Here is a 23,400-nt window from a genome sequence, read left to right as displayed (position 1 = left end):
CCTTCGGAATTACTTGGCGGGCGGGGCCGCGGGGGTGAACGGCTGGTTGATGGTGGTGAAGTACTGCAGGGCGGCCATGACGGCGACCGGCGCGGTGATCAGGATCTGACCCGCCAGGGTGCCCAGGGCACCGATGGCGAGAATGCCCGCGATGCAGCCGCCCACCGCACCGATCGGCGCGCCCAGCATCGCCGACAGCGGACCGGTCAGCGCGATTCCGGCCGCGCCGCCGAGGATGCAGCCCACGGCCGCGCCGCCGATACCGCCGACCAGGGTGGCAATGCTCGCGCCCAGGGAGATGGTGCCCGTCATCCGGCTCCAGGCCGCCTGCTCACGGTCGTAGGGGGTCTTCCACGGCGCGCTGTCCTCGAACGGCAGCGCGACCGGCTTGTACACCGCGTGCCGAAGATCGAACTGCGGGGTGAGGGTCGCGGTGCGGTCCTTGATCTCGGCGGCGATCGGGAACACGAAATCGTCGACCCGGAAGCTCAACTCGGTGCCGCCCACGGTCGCGCCGTTGGCCGCCTTGATCTTGAACGCGCCGTCCTCGACCACCATCGACCCGGCGTCGGTGGTGACGATGGTGCTCTCCTTGGTGGCGGTCGAGGTGTAATTGATCACATCCGAATCCGCTTGTGGCGCGGCGTGACTCGCACCGGCGGTAACGCCCAGTGCGGTACTGAGCGCTGCTGCCAGCAGGGCGGCCTTGGTGAATTTCACTGGTCGCGAACCTCTCTCTGTTCCCTCATCACGGCGTGCGCCGTCGACCCCGCTCGGCGATGCGTCGAGAGCCGTTGCGGGGCAAGTTGATACGTAAAGCATCCGGCGGCGACCGGATATGCTCCAGCACCGTCACAACCCGACTGAGAGTTGGCTGTGAATCGGACGAAACGACACGGTAGGGTAGGCAAGCCTAAGTTTCAAGAGCTAGGTAGTACCGAATAGAAAAATTCACCTGATCCGCTGGAGAACGATCCGATGCACAGCTCGCACCCGAGGTGGCGGCACTGGCCGGGATGGCTGCTGGCCGCGGCCGCGCTGGCCGCGGTCTGCCTGCTCAGCCTGCTGGTCGGCACCAAAGCGATTCCGGCGTCGGAGGTCTGGGCCGCGCTGTGGCACGGCAACGGCTCCCCCGACCATCTCGTCGTCACCGAATACCGGGTGCCGCGCACCCTGCTCGGCCTGCTCGCCGGGCTGGCGCTGGGTGTCGCGGGCTGTCTGATGCAGGGGCTGACCCGCAATCCGCTGGCCGATCCGGGCCTGCTCGGCATCAATGCCGGGGCGGCCTTCGCGATCACGCTCGCGGTCGCGCTGCTCGGCGTCGGCGAGCTCACCACCTACGTGTGGTTCGGATTCGTCGGGGCAGCACTGGTCGCCATGGTCGTCTACCGGCTGGGTACGGCCGGACGCCAAGCCGCCGATCCGATCCGGCTGACCCTGGCCGGGGTCGCGGTCACCGCTGTGCTGTCCGGCCTGACCAAGGGCCTGATCCTGTTGAACGCCAGGGCCTTCGACGAGTGGCGGCAGTGGGATTCGGGCACGTTGAGCGGACGCGGCTACGACATCGTCGTCCAGTCCGCGCCGTTCATCGCGGTCGGACTGATCGCGGCCGTGATCGCCGCCCGCTCGCTCAACGCGGTCGCGCTCGGCGATGATCTGGCTCACGCGTTGGGCGTGCGAGTCGGGCGCACCCGGCTGCTCACCGCCGTCGCGCTGACCCTGCTGTGCGGCGCCGCGACCGCGGCGGCCGGACCGATCACCTTCGTCGGCCTGGCCGTACCGCATATCGCGCGCTGGATCGTCGGACCCGATCAGCGCTGGATCGTCGCCTACGCCATGCTGCTCGCCCCGATCCTGGTCCTGGGTGCGGATGTGCTGGGCCGCATCCTGATTCCGGGCGACGAGGTCCCGGCCGGACTGGTGACTGCCTTCCTGGGTGCGCCGGCGTTGATCGGGCTGGCGCGCCGCGCGCGGGTGAGCTCGTCATGACCACGCGCATCGACTTCGGCCGCTCGATGGTGACCCTCCGCGCGCGCGGGCTCACCGCGCGCGCGGGCGTGCGGACCCTGGTGGTGTGCGCGGTACTGCTGGCGCTGGCGCTGGCCGTGGGGGTACTCGCGCTGGGCAGCGGCGACTATCCGATTCCGCCCGGCCGGGTGCTGCGGGCGCTGTTCGTCGGCGATCAGCGTTTCGATCGACTCGTGGTGTGGGAGTGGCGTTTTCCGCGTGTGATGCTCGCGCTGGCCTTCGGCGCGGCACTCGGCGTCAGCGGCGCGCTGCTGCAGTCGGTGACGCGCAATCCACTGGGCAGTCCGGATATCGTCGGTTTCAACACCGGCGCGCACACCGGGGCGCTCATCGTCATCCTGCTCCTGGGCGGCGGCCAATTCCCCACCGCGGCCGGGGCACTGGTCGGCGGGCTGGGTTCGGCGGTGCTCATCCAGCTGCTGGCCCTGCGCCACAATGTGACCGGATTCCGGCTGATCATCGTCGGCATCGGGGTCAGCGCGATGCTGGCCTCGGTCAATACCTGGCTCATCCTGCGCGCCGATGTACACGCCGCCATGTCGGCGGCCGCCTGGGGCGCGGGCACGCTGTCCAACGCGTCCTGGGCGCAGGTCGGTCCGGCGCTGAGCATTCTGGCCGTGGCGGCGGTCGTGCTGATCCCGGCCGCTCCGCGACTGCAGATGTTGGAATTGGGCGACGATCTGGCGCGCTCGTCCGGAATCCGGGTGGACCGCGACCGGATGCTGCTCATCGTGCTGAGCGTCGCGCTCACCGCGGTGGCCACCGCGGTCACCGGTCCGATCGCGTTCCTGTCCCTGGCCGCACCGCAATTGGGCCGACGGCTCGCCCGCGCGCCGGGCACAGCACTCGCCCCGGCCGCGGCCATGGGCGCGTTCCTGCTGATCACCTGCGACTGGATCGCCCAGCGCGCCTTCGCCCCGAACGCCCTGCCGGTCGGTGTGGTGACGGCCTCGATCGGTGGGGTGTATCTGGCATATCTGCTGGTGGCCGAGGCCCGACGGAATTGAGGACACCCATGAGCGACGACAACGCCGCCCGGCTGCGGGCAGATCGGGTCCGGCTGGGCTATCGGGGCCGCACGATCAGCGACCAACTGTCGGTGGACATTCCGGACGGAAAGTTCACCGTGATCATCGGGCCCAACGCCTGCGGCAAATCCACGCTGCTGCGCGCGCTGGCCCGGCTGCTGGCCCCCGAGAGCGGCACGGTGCTGCTGGACGGCAAGGCGATCGGCTCCTATCCCGCCAAGGAGGTGGCCCGCCGCATCGGCCTGCTGCCGCAGACCTCCATCGCCCCCGACGGCATCCGGGTCGCCGATCTTGTTGCGCGCGGCCGCTATCCGCATCAGTCGCTGCTGCGACAGTGGTCCCGGGCCGATGCCGAGGCGGTGACCGCCGCGATGACCGCCACCGGCGTGACCGAGCTGTCGGCCCGCCCGGTCGACGAACTGTCCGGCGGCCAGCGCCAGCGCGTCTGGATCGCCATGGTCCTCGCGCAGGACACCCCCGTGATCCTGCTCGACGAACCCACCACCTACCTGGACATCGCCCATCAGATCCAACTGCTGGACCTGTGCCGGGAACTCAACACCGAACCGGGCCGAACAGTGGTGGCGGTGCTGCACGATCTCAATCACGCCTTCCGCTACGCCGACCACCTCATCGCCATGCGCGACGGCCGGGTCGTCGCCGCGGGCCCGCCCAAGCGGATCGTCACCGCCGAACTGGTCCGCGAGGTGTTCGCACTGGGCTGCCGGGTCATCGAGGATCCGGAAACCGGCTCCCCGCTGGTCGTTCCGCTCGCCTCGAACGCCGCACACATCGGCTGACGGATCGCGTCCGAGTGATCCGGACAATTGCGACCCAATGGAAATAAGGTTAGGCTCACCTATCTATGCCCGTGTCCGGCCGATCCGCGCCGACCGGGCTCTCGGCCTCAGAGGCCGAATGTGGTTGCCGGTGAAGGGAGTTCGTTGTGTCGGTCGAGCGGGACGAGGCAGGGCCGGACGCGACCGGGCTACCGTTGACCGGACCTCAGCTCGGAGTCTGGAACGCACAGCGATTGGATCCGGAGTCCGGCCGCTACCTGGTCGGCGAGGTTCTGGAGATCACCGGCGACGCGCCCATTGATGTCGAGGCGCTCGCCGAGGCCATCGCCCGTACGGTGGCCGAGGCGGAGAATATGCGCCTGCGGTTCCGCGACACCGCCGACGGTCCGCGACAATTCGTCACCGACGCCCCGGCCCGGCTGCGGCCGGAGATCGATCTGCGGGCGGCCGCCGATCCGCTGGCCCTGGCCCACGAGGCCGTCGCGCTCGAACGGCATCGCGCCGCCGAGCAGTGCCGCGGCATGGTCGACCGGCAGCTGTACAACTACACCCTGATCCGAATCACCGACTCGCAGGTGTGGTGCGTGCAGCTGTATCACCACCTCATCGTGGACGGTTACAGCGCGGCCCTGCTGTCGCGCCGGGTGGCCGCGCACTATACCGCGTTGCGACGCGGAACCGACGCTCCCCCTTCACCTTTCGGCACCATCGCCGCGCTGATCGAGGAGGAGGCGCAGTACCGCGCGGGCGAGCAGTTCGACCTGGATCGGCAGTTCTGGCGCGACCGGCTGACGCCCTCTCCCGATCTGGACGGACGCGGCCGCGCGGTCGGCGGCACGGTCGAGCGCACGCTGCGCGCCGAGGCCGCGCTGTCGGTGGAAACGCTTGCACGGCTGCGGGAATGCGCCGATCAGCACGGTATTACCTGGGCCGATGTCCTGGTGGCCGGTTATGCGGCCTTCCTGAGCCGACATCTCGGCGTCAGCGATGTCGTGGTCTCGATGCTGCTCATGGGCCGAGTGGGCCGGGTGGCATTGCGGACGCCGGCCATGGCCGTGAACGTGCTGCCGCTGCGGGTGAGCGTCCGCGCCGGTGACCGGCTCGGTGAGCTCGGCCCGCGCATCGCGGCGGAGCTGCGCGAGGTGCGGTCGCATCAGCGCTACAGCGGCGATGATCTGGCCCGCGATTTCGACGGCTGCGGCGCGGGCGAGCTGCTGCACGGAATCGGCATCAACCTCAAGGTCTTCGACTTCGCCCTGGATTTCGACGGCGCGCGCGGCGTGCTGCGCAATGTCGCCGGTGGACCGCCGGAGGATCTCGGCCTGACCGTGACGCCACAGCCCGACGGGACCGTCCTGCTGGGCTTCGAATCCGATGCGCGGACCAACGACCCCGCGGCCGTACGTCGCCGCATCGACGGTCTGGTCCGGGTGATCGATGCGTTCACCGGAGCCGACAAGCCGTGCGTCGGTGCGCTGGAACTGCTCGATCGCGACGAGCGCGAACGCCTGCTCACCGCCCGGCGCTCCCCCGCACTGGACACCGGCGTCGAAACGGTCACCCGCGCACTGGTCCGCTCGGCGGCCGAACGTCCCGACGCGATCGTGCTGGACGACGGCCAACGCGCCTGGAGCGCAGCCGAATTCGCGCATCGCGTCGATCACTTCGCTCACGCCCTGCGCGAGCGCGGGGTCGGACCGGATCGCGTGGTCGCGGTGGCGCTGCCGCGCACGGCGGAGTTCGTGGTGTCGCTGTTCGCCGTCTGGCGCGCCGGTGGCGTGTATCTGCCGCTGGATCTCGAACATCCGGCGGCCCGGTTGCGCGAGGTGATCGACGACGCGACGCCGGCGGTCGTACTCACCACCGCCGCCCACGCCGCCGAACTCGGCGACCGAACCGTCACGATCGACGAACTCGCCCGGCACGCCGAACGACTCGACGCGACAACCGATCTCGCCACCGATCCGCATCCGAGCCACGGCGCGTACCTGATCTACACCTCCGGATCCACCGGCCGCCCCAAGGGCGTCCAGATCGAGCACGGTGCGCTGTCACATCTACTGGCCGCGCACCGCAACGGAATGTACGCCGAAACCGCTGCGCGCGTGGGCGATCGGCCGCTGCGCGTGGCGCACACGACCTCCTTCGCCTTCGACGCCTCATTGGATCCGCTGCTGTGGCTGCTCGACGGCCACCGTATCCACCTGTACGACAGCGCGATTCGTCGTGATCCCGCGGCGCTGGTGGCCGCCTGCACCCGCGATCGCATCGACGTCGTGGACGGCACACCGGCCTTCGCCGCGGCGTTGCTCGACCACGGACTGACCGATATCGCCCTGCTCGCCCTCGGCGGCGATGCCTGTCCGCCGGAACTGTGGCGGCGGATCCAGCGCGCCGGAATCACCGCGCTCAATCTGTACGGACCCACCGAGTCGACTGTCGATGCCGCCCGGGCCGCGATCGCCGGGACCCGCCCGCATATCGGACGTCCGCTGCCCGGTATGCGCATCTACCTGCTGGACAACGCCTTACAGGCCGCACCCGATAACGAGGTCGGCGAGTTGTACCTCGCCGGACCGCAGCTCGCCCGCGGCTATCTCGGCCGCTACGCGGCCACCGCCGAACGCTTCGTCGCCGATCCCTACGGTCCGCCGGGCACCCGCATGTACCGCACCGGCGACCGCGCCCGTTGGATTCCCGGACACGGCTACGAATATGTCGGCCGGGTCGACAATCAGGTCAAGATCCGCGGGCATCGGGTGGAACTCGCCGAAGTGGAGGCCGCACTCGGCGGTTTGGCGCAGGTGCGCGCCGCGGCCGCGGACATCCGCGAGATCGCCGGTCGCCCGACGCTGATCGGCTATGTGGTCCCCGCCGTCGGCACGGCCGCGAACGCGATCGAATTGCGTTCGCGGCTGGCCGCTGCCGTACCCGATCACATGGTGCCCGCGCGCATCGTGATCGTGGCGGCGCTGCCGCATACGGTCAACGGGAAACTCGATCGCGCCGCGCTGCCGGAGCCGCCGTCCGACACCGGCGGCCGCGCGCCCTCCACCCCCACCGAGAGGGCGCTGTGCGAGATCGTCGCCGCGGCCCTCGGACACGAGAGCGTCAGCATCGACGACGACTTCTTCGGCGCGGGCGGCGACAGCATCACCGCGATCAGCGTCAGCAGCAGACTGCGCGAGCGGGGCGTCGTGCTGGCGCCGCAGGAACTGCTCACCCGTCGCTCCCTGGGCGATTTGGCCGCCGCCGCAACATCTTCGGCGATGCCGGCGCCTGAGACCGAGGCGCGACGGACCGCCGCGCCGAGCGCGCAGCTCGACGAGCTCACCGCGACCTACGGCCCCATCGCCGACGTACTCGGACTGTCACCGCTACAGGAGGGCTTCCTGTTCCACGCGCTGCGTGACGGCGAGGCCGACGTGTACACGATGACCGCCCGCTTCGAACTCGCGGGTCCTGTCGATATCGACCGTCTCGCAACAGCATTCGAGCGAATGCTGGACCGGCATCCGAATCTGGGCGCGGCGTTCTGCTACGAACAGTTCGATCAACCGGTGCAGGTTGTGCCGCGCACCCGACCGTCGTCCTGGCGCGTGCGGGATCTGCGCGATCTGGATACCGTCGAATTCGCCCGGGCCGCAAGCGAAATTGAACAGCAGGCCGCCGCCGAACCATTCGACATCACCACCCCGCCGCTGCTGCGTGCGATCCTGATCCGCCGGTCCGACACCGAACACCGGCTGCTGCTCACCGCGCATCATCTGCTCGCCGACGGCTGGTCGGTGCCGATCATGCTCCGCGAGACCCTGGCCCTCTACCACGGCGCGCAACTGCCCGCACCCGGCTACTACGGCGATTACCTCGCATGGCTGACCGCCCGCGATACCGCCGCGGCGACCGAGCGCTGGCGCGACTACCTGATCGGACTACCCGCACCCACCCTCGTCGGCGTGGCCGGGGCCCGCTCGACGACCGTCGGGCATCGAGTCCCGCTGCCGGACAGCGTCGTTGCCGAACTGACGGCCCTGGCCCGCGACCGCGGCCTGACCCTCAACACCGTGCTGCAGGGTGTGTGGTCGCTGGCGCTGGCCGAACATCTCGGACGCACCGACGTGGTGTTCGGCACTGTGGTATCCGGCCGTCCGGCGGAGCTGCCCGAGGTGGAGAACACGGTCGGACTGTTCAGCAATACGATCCCGGTCCGGCTGGCCCTGGATCCGGACCGCCCGCTGCTGGATCAGCTCGCCGAGGTCCAGCGCGACGCCTTCGACATGCAGGCGTACGGCCATCTCGGCCTGGCCACCGTCGAACGCGCCGCCGGTCTGGGCCGCCTGTTCGACAGCCTGGTCGTCTTCGAGAACTTCCCGAAATCAGCCCTGCGTCAGCCTGATTCGCATGAGGTGCGCGTCGTCGACGTGGCGGTTCACAGCCTGACCCACTTCCCGATCACGGTGACCGCGCGCCCGGGCGAGCGGTTCGAACTCCTGCTGCACCACGACCCGGCCGCGGTGCCGGACGCCACGGCCGCCCGACTGCGCGACCAGCTCGGTGAGCTGTTCGCCGCACTGGCCGCGAATCCCGCGGCCACGGTCGCCGAGGTCCTCGCCGCGACCAGCGCCGCGACGACCTCCGGCGAGACGCTCGCCGATTGGGGCACGGCGATCGATCCGGCGGCCCCCGCGATCACGGCCGGTACCGAGACCATCGACTACCGCACCTTCCAGTCCCGCGCCAATCGCCTTGCGCGCTGGCTGATTTCACGGGGCATCGGCGTCGAGGCGGTGGTCGCGGTGACCATGCCGCGCACCATCGACGCGGTGCTGATCGCGCATGCGATCGCCCGCGCGGGCGGCGTCTATCTGCCGATCGATCCGGAACAGCCCACCGCACGCATCGAGAAGATCCTCGAAACCGCCGCTCCCGCACTGGTTCTCGACTCCCTGGCCGAGGTGGAGGCCACCGGATTCGCCGATACCGCGCTCACCGATGCCGACCGGCTCGCCCCGCTGCGTCCGGCCAATACCGCGTATCTGCTGTTCACCTCCGGCTCCACCGGCGTGCCGAAAGGCGTTGCGGTATCGCACCGAGCGATCGTGAATACCTTCGACTGGCTGCAGCGCCAGCACCGCCTCACCACCGGCGACACCGTGCTCTACCGCACCCCACCGATCTTCGACGCCTCACTGCTCGAGCTCTACCATCCGCTGCTGGTCGGCGCGCGCATCGTGCTGACCCGTCCGAACGGACATCGCGATCCGCGGTATCAGGCGCGGCTCATGCGCGACGAGCGGGTGACGGTCATGCAGATGACGACGTCCATGCTGACCGTGCTGGGCGAGGAGCCCGAGATCGACCAGTGCCGGGATCTGCGCTGCGTGTACACCGGGGGTGAGGCGCTGCCGCCCGCGACCGCGCACCGCATTCGGGCCGCGACCGGCGCGCGGGTGAACAACCTGTACGGGCCGACCGAGGCCGCGGTGTGCATCACCTATCACGAGGCCGCCGATGTCGACACCGTCTCGGTGCCGATCGGCAAGCCCGCCAACGGTTGTGGCGTGCGCGTGCTCGACGAGCGGTTGCGGCCGGTCGCGGCGGGCGCGATCGGAGATCTCTACCTGACCGGCACGCAGCTGGCCCGTGGCTATCTGGCCCGGCCCGGACTCACCGCCGGTGCGTTCGTGGCCGATCCGTTCGGCGGCGGCACCCTCATGTATCGCACCGGGGATCTGGTGAAATGGAATCCCCAGGGCGAGTTGGAATATGTCGGCCGCGGCGACAGCCAGGTGAAGTTGCGCGGCCAGCGCATCGAGCTGGGCGATATCGAATCCGGGCTGCTGACCTGTCCGGGAGTGGCCCAAGCCGCGGTACTGCTGCGCGAGGACACCCCTGGCGATCAGCGGCTGGTGGCCTACCTCATCGCTCGCTCCGGTATCACCCTCGATATCGACGACGTGCGTGAGGCACTGCGAAAGTCGCTGCCGGCGTACATGATTCCTGCGGCATTCGTCGTTCTCGAGCATATCCCGCGGACCGCGAGCGAGAAGATCGACCGCAAGGCCCTGCCCGCACCCGCGGATTCGCCTCGGCCTCCGACGATCGCGGATCGACCGACGGACGAGGGCTTGCTCGGCCGGATCCGCGCGGCCATGGCCGAGGTGCTGTCGACGCCCGAAATCGGTGCCGACGACGACTTCTTCGCCCTCGGCGGCCATTCGCTCAGCGCGGTACGGCTGGTGGGCAGGTTGCGACGGGTGGGGGTCTCGGCGGTGCTCGACGACGTCTTCACCGCGCCCACCCCGCGATCGCTCGCGGCCCGTGTCTGCGATGCGGAGGTTGAGCCCGCCGCGGACGGTCTGTCGCTGCTGGGCAGCCGCCTGGATCCGGTGCTGCGACTGCGCACCGGCGGCGCGGGCGCGCCGGTGTTCTGCGTCCATCCGGTCGGCGGCACGGCCTGGCAGTTCACGCCGCTGGCCCAGCTGCTGCGCGCGGATCGGCCGATCATCGGCCTGCAGTCGCCGACGCTCAGTGATCCCGAATTCCGTTCACCCACACTGGATGCGCTGGCGCGGCACTACCTGGCGACCATCCGCGACATCCAGCCGCACGGCCCCTATCACCTGCTCGGCTACTCACTGGGCGGCAATATCGTGCACGCGCTCGCGGCGGCCCTCGAGGCCGACGGAGAGACCGTGGCCTATGTCGGACTGATCGACTCCTATCCGCTGAGCGAACTCGCCGACCAGGCCATCGCCTCACTCCGCGATCCGGCCGCATTGGACCGGCTGTTGCCCGAATTACCCTCCGACGCACCGGAACTCGCCGCAGCGATCCGATCCTCCGCGACCGCGCTACTCGATATGGTCACCCGCTCGCAGACGCCGCGCTACAGCGGTCCGATGGCCCTCTACGCCGCCGATACCGGCGCCGAACCCGAGCGCGTCGAGGCGCAGCTGACCGGATGGCGGGCCGCCGAAGCCCGGCTGACGGTGCGCCGACTGCCCTACTCGCACTTCGATGTCGTATCCCCGGCGGGCTGGACCGAGGTCGCGGCGCTGCTCGACGTGGATCCGGCGATCCGCGCATGAACCTCTCCCCTACAAGAAGGAAAGAACACCTACCCATGGCACTTCACCGAATGACGGCACGCGTACGCGCCGCCGTCGCCCTGCTGCTCGTAGCGCTGGTCGCGGCGGCCGTCGCGGGCTGCGGCGGCTCCTCCTCGGGCGATTCGGCCTCCTCCGGTACACGCGAGGTGCAGACCGCCAAGGGCGCGGTGACCGTGCCCGCCGATCCGCAGCGCATCGTGGTCGTCAACGGCGCACTCGCCGGATATCTCTACGATCTCGGCGCGAAGGTGAAGGCCGCGGATCCGCGAATGCTGGGCGTCACCCTGAGGCCCGGCGAATTCCCAGCCTCCTGGGCCGAGGACGCCAAGAAGCAGGGCACCGCGGTGCTGCCGTCCGGTGACAGCATCAATCTCGAGTTCATCGCCGCCCAGCAGCCGGATCTGATCATCGGTGGCGGCCAGGGCTATCCGGGCCAGCAGTCGATCGACAGCTACGACAAGCTCAGTGCGATCGCCCCGACCGCACTGGTGTCCTCGACCGGCACGAATTGGCAGGATCAGCTGAAGTCGGTCGCCGACATCGTGAATCGCTCCGCGAAGGTGGCCGGACTGATCGACACGTACAACGACAAGGTCGCGAAGGTGAAGTCCACCATCAAGCCGCCGAAGGGCGCCGTGTCGGTATTCCAGTCCCGCAAGGATCTCAAGCCGTCGGTGATCGCGCCCGGCACCCCGCTGGCGACCCTGCTGACCTCGGTCGGCATCACCGTCGACGACAAGGTCGAGGCGAAGGCCGGTAATCCGCCCCGGGCCGCGGCCGCGGACTGGGTGAGCTTCAGCCCCGAACTGGTGAGCACCGTCCTCGACGCGCCGGCGCTGTTCGTCATCCAGCTCGAGGGTGGGCGGCCCCTCGCTCAGCTGAAGGAAGACCCGATGCTGGCCAAACTGCCGTCGTTCCAGGCCAATCAGGTCTACGATCTGCCGCCGACCAGCCAGCGGCCCGATTATCGCGGCGCCATGGCCACCCTCGACCTGCTCGCGGAGCGCTTCAAGTGACGGCTGCGGGGGGCCTGCTCATCGACGTCTCACCGCTGCGGGCCAGCCGGGAGTTCCGCTGCGCCTTCGCCGCTCGGCTGGTGTCGGTGCTGGGCATCGGGCTGCTCATGGTGGCCCTGCCCGTCCAGGTCTACCGGCTCACCGGCTCCTCGCTGCACGTCGCGGGCGTCACCTCGGTGACCGCGGTGGCACTGTTCGCGGGCAGTCTGGCGGGCGGCGTGATCGCCGATCGCCACGACCGACGCGATGTCATCCAATGGTCGCGCAGCGCAGCCGGTTTCGGCTTTCTCGCCCTGGGTCTCAACGCGCTGCTGCCGCATCCACTGCTCGCGGTGATCTACGCCGCGGGCGTGGTGGACGGCCTCGCGGGCGGGGTCAGCGGTTCGGCGCTCATGGCGCTGGTGCCCAGGCTGGTCGGGCCGGAGAAAGTAGCCGCGGCCGGGGCGCTCACCGCGCTCACCGCCGATCTGGGCACCATGATCACCCCCGCGATCGCGGGTCTGCTGATCGCGAGAACCGGTGTGGCCCCGGCCTTTTTCATCGCGGCGGGCGCGACCGTCGCGACCGTCGGCTTCATCCGGGCCATCGGCCCGCAGCCGCCGCCGGTTCGCGACACCCAGCATCCGCTGCGGGAACTGGCCGTCGGCATCCGATTCGCCATGCGACATCCGGTGATTCGCCCGGCGCTGCTGACCGGATTGATCGCCATGCTGGTGAGCGGCCCGCTGGTGCTGCTGCCCGCCCTCGCCGAAGATGAACTCGATGCCGGGACCACCACCCTGGGCCTGCTCTACGCCGCGCCCGGCGCGGGTGCGGTCCTCGGTTCGATGACCAGCGGTTGGATCGGCCGCACCCGCCATCCGGGTCGGGCGTTGCTGATCTCGTTGGCGCTCATGCCGGTCGGCGTGCTCATCGCGGGTTCGGCGCCGCATATCGCGGTCGTATTCCTCGGCTTCGCGGCCTTCGGGCTGGCGCGCGCGGTGAATATGGTGCTGCGCTACGCGGTGTTGCAGCGCAACGCACCCGAGGAGCTGCGCGGCCGGGTCTCCGGACTGCTCATGGTGCAGGCCGTGACCGGCACGGCGATCGGTTCCATGGTGGCCGGGCTGGTCGGTCAATTCTTCGCGCCCGCAACCGCTCTCGTGGTCTACGGGTTGTCCGTACTGATACTCGGCGCCGTGGCGGCCTGCACCGCCGGGCCGCTGCTGAGAAAGGAATAGCGATGGATCGCGGAGCCTACGCCGACAATATCGCCGAGGTGCTGTCGGGAGCGCACGGGGCCAAGGTCGGTTATCCGATCGGGCTGTGCGATGTGGAAGTGATTCGCACCGAGCGGCTGGGATCGGCGCTGCTGCGCATCACCTTCGGCGGACCGGATCTGGCGGGATTCCACAGTTATGTCCCCGACGAGCATGTGCGCCTGATCTTCCCGGACGATGAGGGTGTGCTGCGGCTGCCCCGACGAGACGGGCTGTCCCTGGAGTGGGGCAGTCCCCGCCCGGTGTCGCGGGAGTACACGGTGCGCCGCCACAGCGCCGCCGACTGCGAGCTGGATATCGACTTCGCCCTGCATCCGGGTGGTCTGGCCTCCGATTGGGCGCTCGCGGCCACGCCGGGTACGCGGATACACATCGCGGGCCCACCCGGCGGCGTCGTGGTCCCCACCACCTACGACAAGTACCTCTTCGCAGGCGATATCACCGCCCTCCCCGCCATCGCGCGCTGGCTCGAATGGCTGCCTCGCGAAACCTCCGGCTGGGCCTTCATCGAGGTGAGCGCCCCCGACGAGGAGATCGCGATCGACGCGCCGCCGGGTTTCGTCGTGCGCTGGGTGCATCGCGGCGCGGCCGCCCCCGGCACCGGCGACGCGCTGGAGAAGGCCGTGCGCACGGTAGAAGTGCCCGCGGGAGAGCGCGTTTACGCCTGGCTCGCCGGTGAGGCGGGGGTGTTGCGGCCGTTGCGGCGTTGGGTGCGCACCGAATTGGGGCTGGGGCCCAAGGACTTTCTGATCGCCGGGTATTGGAAGCGCGGCGTGGCCGATTACGACCGAGAGGAATCATGAGATGACGAACGACGGGACCACGGTGTCGGATCAGCAGTGGGTCATCGATGATGTGGCCGCCGCGCTGGGCGTCACCGCCGACGAGTTGACCCCCGAGACCGATCTGCTCGATGCCGGACTCGACTCCGTGCGCATCATGTCCCTGGTGGAGAAGTGGCGCGCCGCAGGGCACGAGCACGTCGACTTCCCCACGCTCGCAGGGGATCCCGTATTGGCGTCCTGGCTCGACATCCTGCGGTGAGCGCCTGGCGCGGCCGCCCCGTCGCTCGGGACGGGGCGGACCGCGACACCGGGTCAGTTCCCGAGCGCACCCTCGGCGAGGATCTGCCGCAGTTCCTTCCTGCTGATCTTGCCCACCCCGGTCTCGGGGAAACTCTCGACGATCACCACGGCGTCGGGCATCTTCCAGGCCGCCACCCCGCGCTCGCGCACGAAGGCGCGCACCGCGCCGAGGGTGAGGCGCTCGGCCGCGTCCTTCGGCTGCACGAATGCCGAGATCCGCTGTCCGAGAACCGGATCGGGAATGCCGACGATCACCGCGTCGCGCACGCCGGGATGTTCGAGCAGATGCGCCTCGAGCTCCTCGGCGGAGACCTTCTCCCCGCCCCGGTTCACCCAGTCGCCCGCGCGGCCTTTCACGACCAGATTGCCGTCCGGTCGCACGGCGACCATATCGCCGGTGCGGTAGTGGCCGTCGGCGGTGAAGCTGCGGGCATTGGCCTCGGGATTGTCGTAGTAGCCGCGAATCGTGTACGGGCCGTGGGCGATCAGATTGCCGTCCGCCCCGGCGGGCACCGGCTCGCCGGCCTCGTCGACGACTTCGATCCGGTCGTGCTCCGACATCGGGCGGCCCTGGGTGCCCACCACCACATCGATCGGATCGTCCAGGCGCGTGTAGCACACCAGACCCTCGGCCATACCGAATACCTGCTGCAGCGTGACGCCCAGCGCCGGGCCCACGCGCCGGGCCAGTTCGTCGGGGCAGCGCGCGCCGCCGACCTGTACCACCCGCAGGCTGGACAGGTCCGGTGTGTCACCGGCCTCGGCCCGTTCGACCCACAGTCGCGCCAGCGGCGGCACCAATCCGGTGATGGTCACCCCGAACCGCTCGATCGCGCGAAAGGCCGCGGCCGGAGTCGGATCCGCGGTCAGCGCGACCGTCCCGCCCGCCCACAGCGTGCCCAGAATGCCGGGCGAGCTCATCGGGAAGTTGTGCGCCACCGGCAGGGTGGCGAGATACACACTGTCGCTACCGAGTTCGCAGATCTCGGCGCTGCGCCGCACGCTGTAGTGGTAGTCGTCGTGGGTGCGGGGAATGAGCTTCGGGATACCCGTGCTGCCGCCCGAAAGCTGCAGGAACGCAACATCGCTCGCGTCGAGCATCGGCAGTTCGCCCGGCTCGTCACGCAATTGGTCGAGCGTGTGCGCGCCCGCCGGCAGCGCCGCCTCGGCATCGTCGGCGACGATCACCAGCTGCCGCAGCTCGGCGACCTGTTCGCGGATCGAATCCGCCAGGGCCGCATAGTCGAAGCGCTGATGCACCGCGCAGGTGATCATGGCCACCGCGCCCGAGGCCGCGGCGATCGGCGTCAGCTCGGCCCGGCGGTGCGCGGGCAGGCAGAACACCGGCAGCGCCCCGAGCTTGAACAGCGCGAAGATCACCTCGACGAATTCGGCGCGATTGGGCAGTTGTACGAGTACGCGATCGTGTCGGCCGACGCCGAGCCGGGCCAGACCGGTGGCCAGCGATCGTGCCCGATGGTCGAGTTCGGCGTAGGTCCAGCGATGCGCGTCGTCCACGACGGCGACGGCCCGCGGATCGCGTACCGCGCGGGCGGCCAGCATCTCGCCGAAGGTCTCACCGGCCCAGCAGCCGAGCTCGCGGTACCGCTGCGCCTCGGCCGCGGGCCACGGCGTGAAGCCGGGCAGAACGGTGGATGGCATTGGGGGACACCTCTTTCCAGGGGTTCTCAGGGTTTCGACCGTGATGAACAGGACATATTGCCCAATTCTGATAAGGATAGGCTAACCTCATGTCCATGATCGATTCGGACGGGAGAGTACTCGTCGTCACCGGAGCGGCCGCGGGTATCGGCGCGGCCGTCGCGGCCGACCTCGCACGCGGGGCGCGCGCGGTGGCACTGTGGGACCTCGATCCTCGGGTCCACGATGTGGCATCCGAAATCGCCGAGCGCACCACGGCCTTCGTACACGCGACCGAGGTGGATGTGGCCGACGAGAAGTCGGTGACCGAGGCGTTCGACGCCCTCACCGCCCGCTACGGTCCGGCCGATGTCCTCGTACACGCCGCCGGCGTGATGGACGCCGGTACCGCGCTGGACATCACGCCGCAGGCGTGGCAGCGCAGCCTCGCGGTGAATGCCACCGGCACCGTGCATGTCATCCAGCGTGCCGCACGCGATATGGTCGCCGCCGGGCGCGGAGCGATCGTGGTGGTCACCTCCAATGCCGCGAGCACGCCGCGCGTGGGAATGGCCGCCTACTGCGCGTCCAAGGCCGCCGCCACCGCCTTCACCAAATCGCTTGCCCTGCAGGTCGCCCCGCACGGCGTGCGGGTGAATCTGGTGTCCCCCGGATCGACGAATACCGCCATGCTGCGTGGGCTCTACGACGCCGAGGAGCTGACCGAATCCGCGCGGGCGGGCCTGCTCGACGGCGCGCCCGAAGACTTCCGCCTGGGCATCCCCCTGCGGCGCATTGCCGAACCCGCCGATATCGCCGCGGCGGTCCGCTTCCTGGTGTCCGACGACGCCCGCCACATCACCATGCACGATCTGCGGGTGGACGGCGGAGCGACGCTCGACATGTGATCCGAGAAAGGATGATCTCCATTTCCGCCGATCCCGCCTTCGTCCTGTCCCGCCCGTACCGCACGGTATGCGCCTGGGGCGTCGGACGCGTCTTCCACACCGCCGCTGCCGCCGCCGAGGCGCTGCGCAGCGGTCAGGTCGACCATATCGTCGGCGCGCTGCCCTTCGATCCCGAGGCCCCCGCGGCGCTGTGGGCCCCCCGATCGCTGACGGTGCGCGATACCGACGATCTCGCGGACACCGCCGCGCCGCCACCGCATTTCGAGTTCGAGGCGGCCCTGCCCGAACCCGAAACCCATGTGCGGCGCGTGGCCGACGCCGTGGCCCTGCTCGCCGATCCGGACCATCCGCTGCGAAAGGTCGTGTTGGCCAGGGCGATTCGCGCCCGCTCGGCCACAGCCGTGCGCCCGGTCGACATCCTCGAGCGGCTGGTCGCGACCGACCCGATGGGCAACGGCTTCCTGGTCGATTTATCCGCGGCGGGCGCGCCCTACACCGGCCGCCACCTGATCGGCTCGAGCCCCGAGGTGCTGGTGCGTCGCACGGGCGACGAGGTGCTCAGCCATCCGCTCGCCGGATCCGCGCGCCGCGTACTCGACGACGAGCGGGCCGACCGCGCCGTCGCCGCGCGCCTGCTGGCCTCCTCGAAGGATCGCCACGAACACGCCTATGTGGTCGACCAGGTCGGCGGCTTACTGCGCGACCGCTGCGCCGAAGTACGCACGCCCGCACCGGAACTCACCAGTACTCCCGAGATGTGGCATATCGGCACCCCGATCACCGCCACCGTGCGCCCCGACGGGCCGTCCGCTCTCGAGCTGGCCGCGGCCCTGCATCCCACGCCCGCGATCTGCGGCACGCCCACTGCCGACGCCGCCCGCCTGATCGCGGAACTCGAGGGCGACCGCGGGTTCTACTCCGGGGCGCTCGGCTGGTGCGACGCGGCCGGTGACGGCGAGTGGATGGTCAGCATTCGCTGCGCCGAACTGTCCGCCGACCGCCGCACCCTGCTCGCCCACGCGGGCGGCGGCATCGTCGCCGAATCCGATCCGGCGGCCGAATTGGCCGAAACCACCGGCAAGTTCGGGCGCATCCTGCGCCCGCTCGGCATCGCCGAACTACCCACCGCCGTCGCCTGAGCACCAAGAGGAGAGTCCATGCCCATCCCGCCGATCGCACCCTATTCGATGCCGACACCGCAGGATGTCGTCGACAACCAGGTGTCCTGGCCGCTGATCCCCGCCCGCTCGGCCCTGCTCATCCACGATATGCAGCGCTACTTCCTCGCCGCCTACGACGGCGACCGGGAACCGGCCAGCGCCCTGGTCGCCAACATCGCCCTACTCCGGGATCGCTGCCGCACCTTGGGCATTCCGGTGATCTACACCATGCAACCCGGTGATCAGCATCCCTCGCGCCGCGGCATCCTGGCCGACTTCTGGGGCACCGGCATGTCCGACGGCCCCGACGCCGAGGTAGTCCCCGAACTACGCCCCGACGACCGCGATATCCAGGTCACCAAGTGGCGCTACTCGGCCTTCCAACGCACCGACCTGCGCGACCTGCTGTCCTACTACCGCCGAGACCATCTCCTGGTCACGGGCGTCTATGCCCACATGGGCTGCATGCTCAGCGCCGCAGAGGCATTCATGAGCGACATCCGCCCCCACCTGGTACTCGACGCCACCGCGGACTTCTCTCGCGAGGAACACCTGATGGCATTGAACTATGTGGCCCGGCGCTGCGGGACGGTGGTGACCACGAGCGAACTGATGCGGCGTCTCGACGGGGCGGAGGCACACGCTGCGACGGTCGGCTGACCGCCGGACTCGATGGGCTACACGTTCGACAGCACCGATTTCCGACATATCGGATCAGATCGCTAGTTGCGCCGGTTCGGCGGAATCGGGTGCTATTTTCCCACCGTGAGCGACGGTCGCTCGCTGTTCGAGACGTGGAGGTCATGATGGCTGTTGTCGCGTCGGTTAGGCGCATCGTCACCGGGATCCTCGTGGTAGCGGGATCGGTCGGCATCGCCAGCGCCCCGGCCCATGCCATCGACAACGACAAGCTCACAACCTGCATGCACGCGTTGCGAGCCCTCTACGATGCGGAGAAGAAATCGAACCTGGAAGGGGCGGGAACGAGAACGCTCCAGCAGTTCGGGGGCATCGTCAACAGCGACAGCAGCTTCAACGAGGCGAACGCGAAGGCGAGGTTCGCCCAGTGCGGTATTCCCGCATCGCAGTATAAAACGCAGATCGCCCTCCTACAGGGGGAGTGCAAGTTGAAGCCCGCTATCGCAGCGGGAAAGGGCGACCCCTACTGGGACAAGCTGGTGGTCTGCATGCTCCAGACATACGACAGCGCAAGCTGATCACCGAAGGGCCCGGTCCACCCGCCCGGCGGAGCACTCAGGGCGGAGCCGACGAGCGCCTGTGTCTCGGCGACGACGGCGGTGCGGTTCTGCTCGAATTCGGGGTCCGGACAACTGATTCCGGTCGTCCGGCAACCCGGTCGGGATCGGGGTGTGGATATGCCCGCCGGGCACCGGCAATTCCAGGTCCCGCCAGCGCACGGGGAGCAGCGCGGCCTCGATCCGGGCCGCCCTGGCGGTAGCTGTTTCCGGCCACTGACCCGAATCCGGAGGCTCACCCATCTTGCGGCATCGTCACCCTCCCACCAGCTCGCCTACGGTGGCCCGAGCGCCCTTGGTATGCAGCGAAGCCAGCGCCGCGGTGTAGGCGCGCACGAAGCGCGGCTGCTCGATCAGGTCGCCGAAGACGGCCCGATCGCCCAGGAACGCGGTCGGCTCGTGGCGTTGCAATCGGGCCAGGGGCATGAGGCGGTCGCGCAGACGGTCGACCACCTCGATCGGTTCGCCCTGTTCGTCGACGCCCTCGGCGTAGCGCGCCCACGCGGCGACGACTGTTGCGGCGCAGTCGATTTCGCCGCCCGCGGCGAGGCGCTCCCGGATCACCGGCAGGAGGAACTTCGGGATCCGGTCGGAGGTCTCCGCGCACAGCCGCTCGAGCGTGTCCGGAATGGCCCGGTTGGCGAAGCGTTCGATCAGCGTGCGCCGGTAGCGGTCCAGGTCGACCCCGGGCACCGGGCGCAGCGTGGGCGTGGCCTCGGATTCCATGTAGCGCAACAGGAATCGCTCGAACAGCGGGTCGCCGGCCGCTTCGCTCACCCATCGGTATCCGCACAGATAGCCCAGATACGCCAGCGCCTGATGGCTCGCGTTGAGCAGGCGCAGCTTCATCAGCTCGTAGGGTGCGACATCCTCGACCACCTGCACCCCGACCTCCTCGAACGCCGGGCGCGACAGCGTGAACGAATCCTGTAGCACCCACTGGGTGAACGGTTCGGTGATCACCGGCCAGCGATCGTGAAACCCATAGCGCCGCAGGATCTCCGCCTCGGTCTCGGGCGGGGTCACGGGCGTGATGCGGTCCACCATCGAACTCGGGAAGTGCACGTGCTCGGCCACCCAGTCCCCGAGTGCGGGATCGCGCAACCGCGCGAAGGCGCCGAACGCCCGCCGAGCGACCTCCCCGTTACCCTCGATGTTGTCGCACGACATCACCGTGAACGGCGCGAGCCCGCGCGCCCGCCGCCGCGCCAGCGCCTCGGCCACCAGCCCGAAGACCGTGGCGGGCACCGCGTTCGAGCGCAGATCCGCGGCGATCCACGGGCTGCCGGCATCGAATTCCCCTGTCGCCGGGTCGATTCCGTAACCGCCCTCGGTGATGGTGAGCGAGACGATTCGCGTCGCCGGATCGGCCAGTTTCTCGAGGACCGCCTCGGGATCGTCGGGCGCGTACAAGTATTCGACTATCGAGCCGATCACCCGCGTGTCCCAGGAGTCGCCGGGTCCGAGCACCGACAGCGTGTACTCACCACGCTGCGCCGCGAGCACATCACGCATGCGCCGGTCGCCGGGCAGCACCCCGACTCCGCAGATCCCCCAGTGCTCAGCGCCGCCACGTTGCAGCAAACGGTCGACGTACATCGCCTGATGGGCGCGATGGAACCCACCGACACCGAAATGAACGATGCCCGTGGACAACCCGGAGCGATCATAGGCCGGGAGCGAGAGTGTTGCCTGCGTCACATCTGCGATGGTACCGTTTCCGAGCAGCAGCTCACCGCGTGAGCAGATGATCACGCGTTCGATGAGGAAGATTCGTGATCGCCGTGCCCCCGCAGCCCAGCACCCCCGACGAGGTCCGCCTCGCCCTGCGGGCCGCGCAGCTGTATCACCTCGACGGCGCCACACAGGCGGAAATCGCTGCCGTACTCGGTATTTCGCGCCCACCGCCGGGCGGCTGATCGCCCGCGCCCGGGCCCTGGGCCTGGTTCGTATCGAGATCAGCGTCCCCGAGGAGCTGCGCGCGACCGTGCACGGCGAGGTCGAACGCGAATTGGAGGCGGCCTACGGGCTGACCGAGGCGGTCGTGCTCGGCACGCTGGCCGAGGGGTCGCCGACCGGGCTGCAATCGCTGGCCCACGCCGCGGTCGGGGTGCTGTCACGGCGGCTGCGCCCCACCGACACGCTCGGCTTCACCTGGGGTCCGGAGACGATCGCCGTCGCCCGCGAACTGCGGTCCAATTCGGCGCGCTGTGCCACGGTGGTTCAGCTGGACGGGGCGCTGACCTCCTCCGACTACCAGACCGGCGTCGATTTCACCCTCGGCCGCTGCGCCTCCCAACTGCAGGCCACCCCGGTCCGCCTGCACGCCCCGCTCTACGCCGACGCCGCGACCGTCACCGCGCTGCACCGCGATTCGATCCTCGGTCGCGCCCTGGCCACCGGTCGCGCGGCCGACGTCATGATGTTCGGCGTCGGCACCGTCTCCACCGCGACCACGCTGTTCGACGGCAGCTACCTCGACACCGCGATCCTCGACGAACTGCGCGGCCTCGGCGCGATCGGCGAGGTCGGCGGCCGATTCTTCCGCGCCGACGGCAGCGAGATCGCGGGCGCCCTCGCCGCGCGCACGGTCTCGATCGACCTGGACGCCGTGCGGTCGTGCCGCACCACCATGCTGATCGGCGGCGGCGCGGTGCGCCACGAGGCGGTACTCGGCGCCCTGCGCGGGGGGCTGGCCACGATCCTGATCACCGACATCGACTGCGCGCGGTGGCTGCTCGAACAGAAGGAGGGGCGCCCGTGAATATGAGAACCGCAGCGGCGCTGGCGATTACCGCCCTGTTGACCCTCACCGGATGCGCCGGTGCGGGCTCGCTGACCGGCGGCGGCGGGACGACCGTCACCATCGCCATGGTCTCCAATTCCCAGATGCGCGACGCGATCTCGCTATCGCACGAATTCGAGCGCGACAACCCCGGCATCCACCTGAAATTCGTCTCGCTGTCGGAGAACGAGGCACGCGCCAAGATCACCTCCTCGGTGGCCACCGGCGGCGGCGAATTCGACGTCGTCATGATCAGCAACTACGAGACGCCACAGTGGGCCGCCAACGGCTGGCTGGTGAATCTGTCGGACCACGCGCGCGCCACACCCGGCTACGACGAGGCGGATTTCATTCCGTCGCTGCGCAAATCGCTGTCGTATCAGGGCAATATGTATTCGGTGCCGTTCTACGGCGAATCCTCGTTCCTGATGTACCGCAAGGATCTGTTCGCCGAGGCCGGACTCGCCATGCCCGATCAGCCGACCTGGGATCAGGTGGCGCGATTCGCGGCGAAACTCGACGATCCCGACCGCGGCCGCTCCGGAATCTGCCTGCGCGGCAAGCCCGGCTGGGGCGAGGCGCTCGCGCCGCTGGACACCGTGATCAACACCTTCGGCGGGCGCTGGTTCGACGAGAACTGGAACGCCCAGCTCACCAGCCCGGAAGTCGTTCGCGCAGTACGCTTCTACATCGATCTGGTCCGCGCCCACGGCGAACCCGGCGCCGCGACGAGCGGATTCGGTGAATGCGCCACGCAGCTGTCGCAGGGCAATACCGCCATGTGGTACGACGCCACCTCCGCGGTCTCGGTCCTCGAGGATCCCGCGTCGTCCAAGGTGGTCGGCAAGATCGGCTACGTCCTCGCGCCGGTGGCGAGCAAACCGAATTCCGGCTGGCTCTACACCTGGTCGCTGGGCATTCCCAAGTCCAGCCCGCGGCCCGACGCCGCGTGGAAGTTCATCTCGTGGATGACCGGCAAACCCTATATCCGCATGGTCGGCGAGCGGCTCGGCTGGTCGCATGTGCCGCCGGGCAGCCGGGTCTCGACCTACGAGATACCGGAGTACAAGGAGGCGTCGAGGGCCTACGGCCCCCTGACCCTCGCCGCGATGCGGGGCGTCGATCCGGAACATCCTACGCTGCAACCGGTTCCGTATACCGGCATCCAATTCCTCACCATCCCGGAGTTCCAGGATCTGGGCACCCGGGTGAGCCAGCAGATCAGCGCGGCCATCGCCGGGCGGGTCGGCGTCGGGGCCGCACTGGATCAGGCCCAGCAGTACGCCGACGTCGTCGGCCGGTCCTATCGAGGGAATCAGTAG

At 69.4% G+C, this 23,400-nt stretch carries 16 protein-coding genes and 1 pseudogene; 14 read left to right on the top strand and 3 right to left on the bottom strand.

What is annotated here, in order from left to right:
- Window positions 1-9: 9 nt before the first annotated feature.
- Entirely contained in the window at window positions 10-720 is a 711-nt protein-coding gene (locus tag NP4_RS26130; protein WP_068003082.1) for a DUF8020 domain-containing protein, read from the bottom strand.
- Between the two features lie 258 nt (window positions 721-978).
- On the opposite strand from NP4_RS26130, the gene NP4_RS26125 reads away from it, so the two are divergent.
- The 8 genes from NP4_RS26125 to NP4_RS26090 all read left to right on the top strand — a co-directional run bounded on the left by NP4_RS26125 (window position 979) and on the right by NP4_RS26090 (window position 14,287).
- Window positions 979-1,989 carry a FecCD family ABC transporter permease gene (locus NP4_RS26125; protein WP_068003079.1) on the top strand — a complete coding sequence of 337 codons (1,011 nt, stop codon included), beginning with the start codon at window positions 979-981 and terminating at the stop codon, window positions 1,987-1,989.
- Window positions 1,986-3,035, top strand: a complete 1,050-nt coding sequence (locus tag NP4_RS26120; protein ID WP_068003076.1) for a FecCD family ABC transporter permease — start codon at window positions 1,986-1,988, stop codon at window positions 3,033-3,035. Before NP4_RS26125 ends, NP4_RS26120 begins: the two co-directional genes overlap by 4 nt.
- 8 nt (window positions 3,036-3,043) lie before the next feature.
- Window positions 3,044-3,856 carry an ABC transporter ATP-binding protein gene (locus NP4_RS26115; protein WP_068003073.1) on the top strand — a complete coding sequence of 271 codons (813 nt, stop codon included), beginning with the start codon at window positions 3,044-3,046 and terminating at the stop codon, window positions 3,854-3,856.
- A gap of 146 nt (window positions 3,857-4,002) precedes the next feature.
- Window positions 4,003-10,947 carry a non-ribosomal peptide synthetase gene (locus NP4_RS26110; RefSeq protein ID WP_068003070.1) on the top strand — a complete coding sequence of 2,315 codons (6,945 nt, stop codon included), beginning with the start codon at window positions 4,003-4,005 and terminating at the stop codon, window positions 10,945-10,947.
- Window positions 10,948-10,997: 50 nt separating this feature from the next.
- Window positions 10,998-11,984 (top strand): ABC transporter substrate-binding protein, encoded by a 987-nt coding sequence (locus NP4_RS26105; RefSeq protein ID WP_245998511.1) that lies wholly within the window; start codon window positions 10,998-11,000, stop codon window positions 11,982-11,984.
- On the top strand, window positions 11,981-13,204 hold the full coding sequence (gene entS / locus NP4_RS26100; RefSeq protein WP_068003066.1) for an enterobactin transporter EntS: 1,224 nt from the start codon (window positions 11,981-11,983) through the stop codon (window positions 13,202-13,204). Before NP4_RS26105 ends, entS begins: the two co-directional genes overlap by 4 nt.
- 2 nt (window positions 13,205-13,206) lie before the next feature.
- Complete coding sequence (locus NP4_RS26095) at window positions 13,207-14,046, top strand: siderophore-interacting protein (RefSeq protein ID WP_068003063.1); 840 nt, start codon at window positions 13,207-13,209, stop codon at window positions 14,044-14,046.
- A gap of 1 nt (window position 14,047) precedes the next feature.
- On the top strand, window positions 14,048-14,287 hold the full coding sequence (locus NP4_RS26090) for a phosphopantetheine-binding protein (RefSeq protein WP_068003060.1): 240 nt from the start codon (window positions 14,048-14,050) through the stop codon (window positions 14,285-14,287).
- 53 nt (window positions 14,288-14,340) lie between these two features.
- Here the strand turns inward: NP4_RS26090 and NP4_RS26085 are convergent, their stop codons facing one another.
- The gene (locus NP4_RS26085; protein ID WP_068003058.1) at window positions 14,341-15,990 is read right to left on the bottom strand and encodes a (2,3-dihydroxybenzoyl)adenylate synthase; all 1,650 of its coding nucleotides are present in this window, start codon (window positions 15,988-15,990) and stop codon (window positions 14,341-14,343) included.
- 89 nt (window positions 15,991-16,079) lie between these two features.
- On the opposite strand from NP4_RS26085, the gene NP4_RS26080 reads away from it, so the two are divergent.
- The 4 genes from NP4_RS26080 (at window position 16,080) to NP4_RS26065 (ending at window position 19,254) form a co-directional block, all read left to right on the top strand.
- Window positions 16,080-16,877 (top strand): SDR family oxidoreductase, encoded by a 798-nt coding sequence (locus tag NP4_RS26080; RefSeq protein WP_068003055.1) that lies wholly within the window; start codon window positions 16,080-16,082, stop codon window positions 16,875-16,877.
- An 11-nt stretch (window positions 16,878-16,888) separates the two neighbouring features.
- Window positions 16,889-18,016, top strand: coding sequence for an isochorismate synthase (locus tag NP4_RS26075; RefSeq protein ID WP_068003052.1), 1,128 nt, complete (start codon window positions 16,889-16,891; stop codon window positions 18,014-18,016).
- An 18-nt stretch (window positions 18,017-18,034) separates the two neighbouring features.
- Window positions 18,035-18,697: an isochorismatase family protein gene (locus NP4_RS26070; RefSeq protein ID WP_068003048.1), complete on the top strand. Its 663-nt coding sequence runs from the start codon at window positions 18,035-18,037 to the stop codon at window positions 18,695-18,697.
- Window positions 18,698-18,840: 143 nt separating this feature from the next.
- Window positions 18,841-19,254: a hypothetical protein gene (locus NP4_RS26065; protein WP_147288078.1), complete on the top strand. Its 414-nt coding sequence runs from the start codon at window positions 18,841-18,843 to the stop codon at window positions 19,252-19,254.
- 294 nt (window positions 19,255-19,548) lie between these two features.
- Here the strand turns inward: NP4_RS26065 and NP4_RS26060 are convergent, their stop codons facing one another.
- A complete protein-coding gene (locus tag NP4_RS26060) occupies window positions 19,549-21,024 on the bottom strand; it encodes a mannitol dehydrogenase family protein (RefSeq protein ID WP_068003199.1) in 1,476 nt (491 codons plus the stop codon).
- A gap of 47 nt (window positions 21,025-21,071) precedes the next feature.
- Between NP4_RS26060 and NP4_RS26055 the strand changes: the two are divergent.
- Both NP4_RS26055 and NP4_RS26050 read left to right on the top strand, forming a co-directional pair.
- A pseudogene (locus NP4_RS26055) lies at window positions 21,072-22,057 on the top strand (sugar-binding transcriptional regulator).
- Window positions 22,058-22,059: 2 nt separating this feature from the next.
- Complete coding sequence (locus tag NP4_RS26050) at window positions 22,060-23,400, top strand: ABC transporter substrate-binding protein (protein WP_068003042.1); 1,341 nt, start codon at window positions 22,060-22,062, stop codon at window positions 23,398-23,400.

It is taken from the genome of Nocardia pseudobrasiliensis NBRC 108224, assembly GCF_001613105.1.
In the GTDB taxonomy this organism is placed as follows: Bacteria; Actinomycetota; Actinomycetes; order Mycobacteriales; family Mycobacteriaceae; genus Nocardia; species Nocardia pseudobrasiliensis.
Note: the sequence above shows the minus strand (reverse complement) of the source record. Positions and strands in the feature narration are given on the sequence as shown.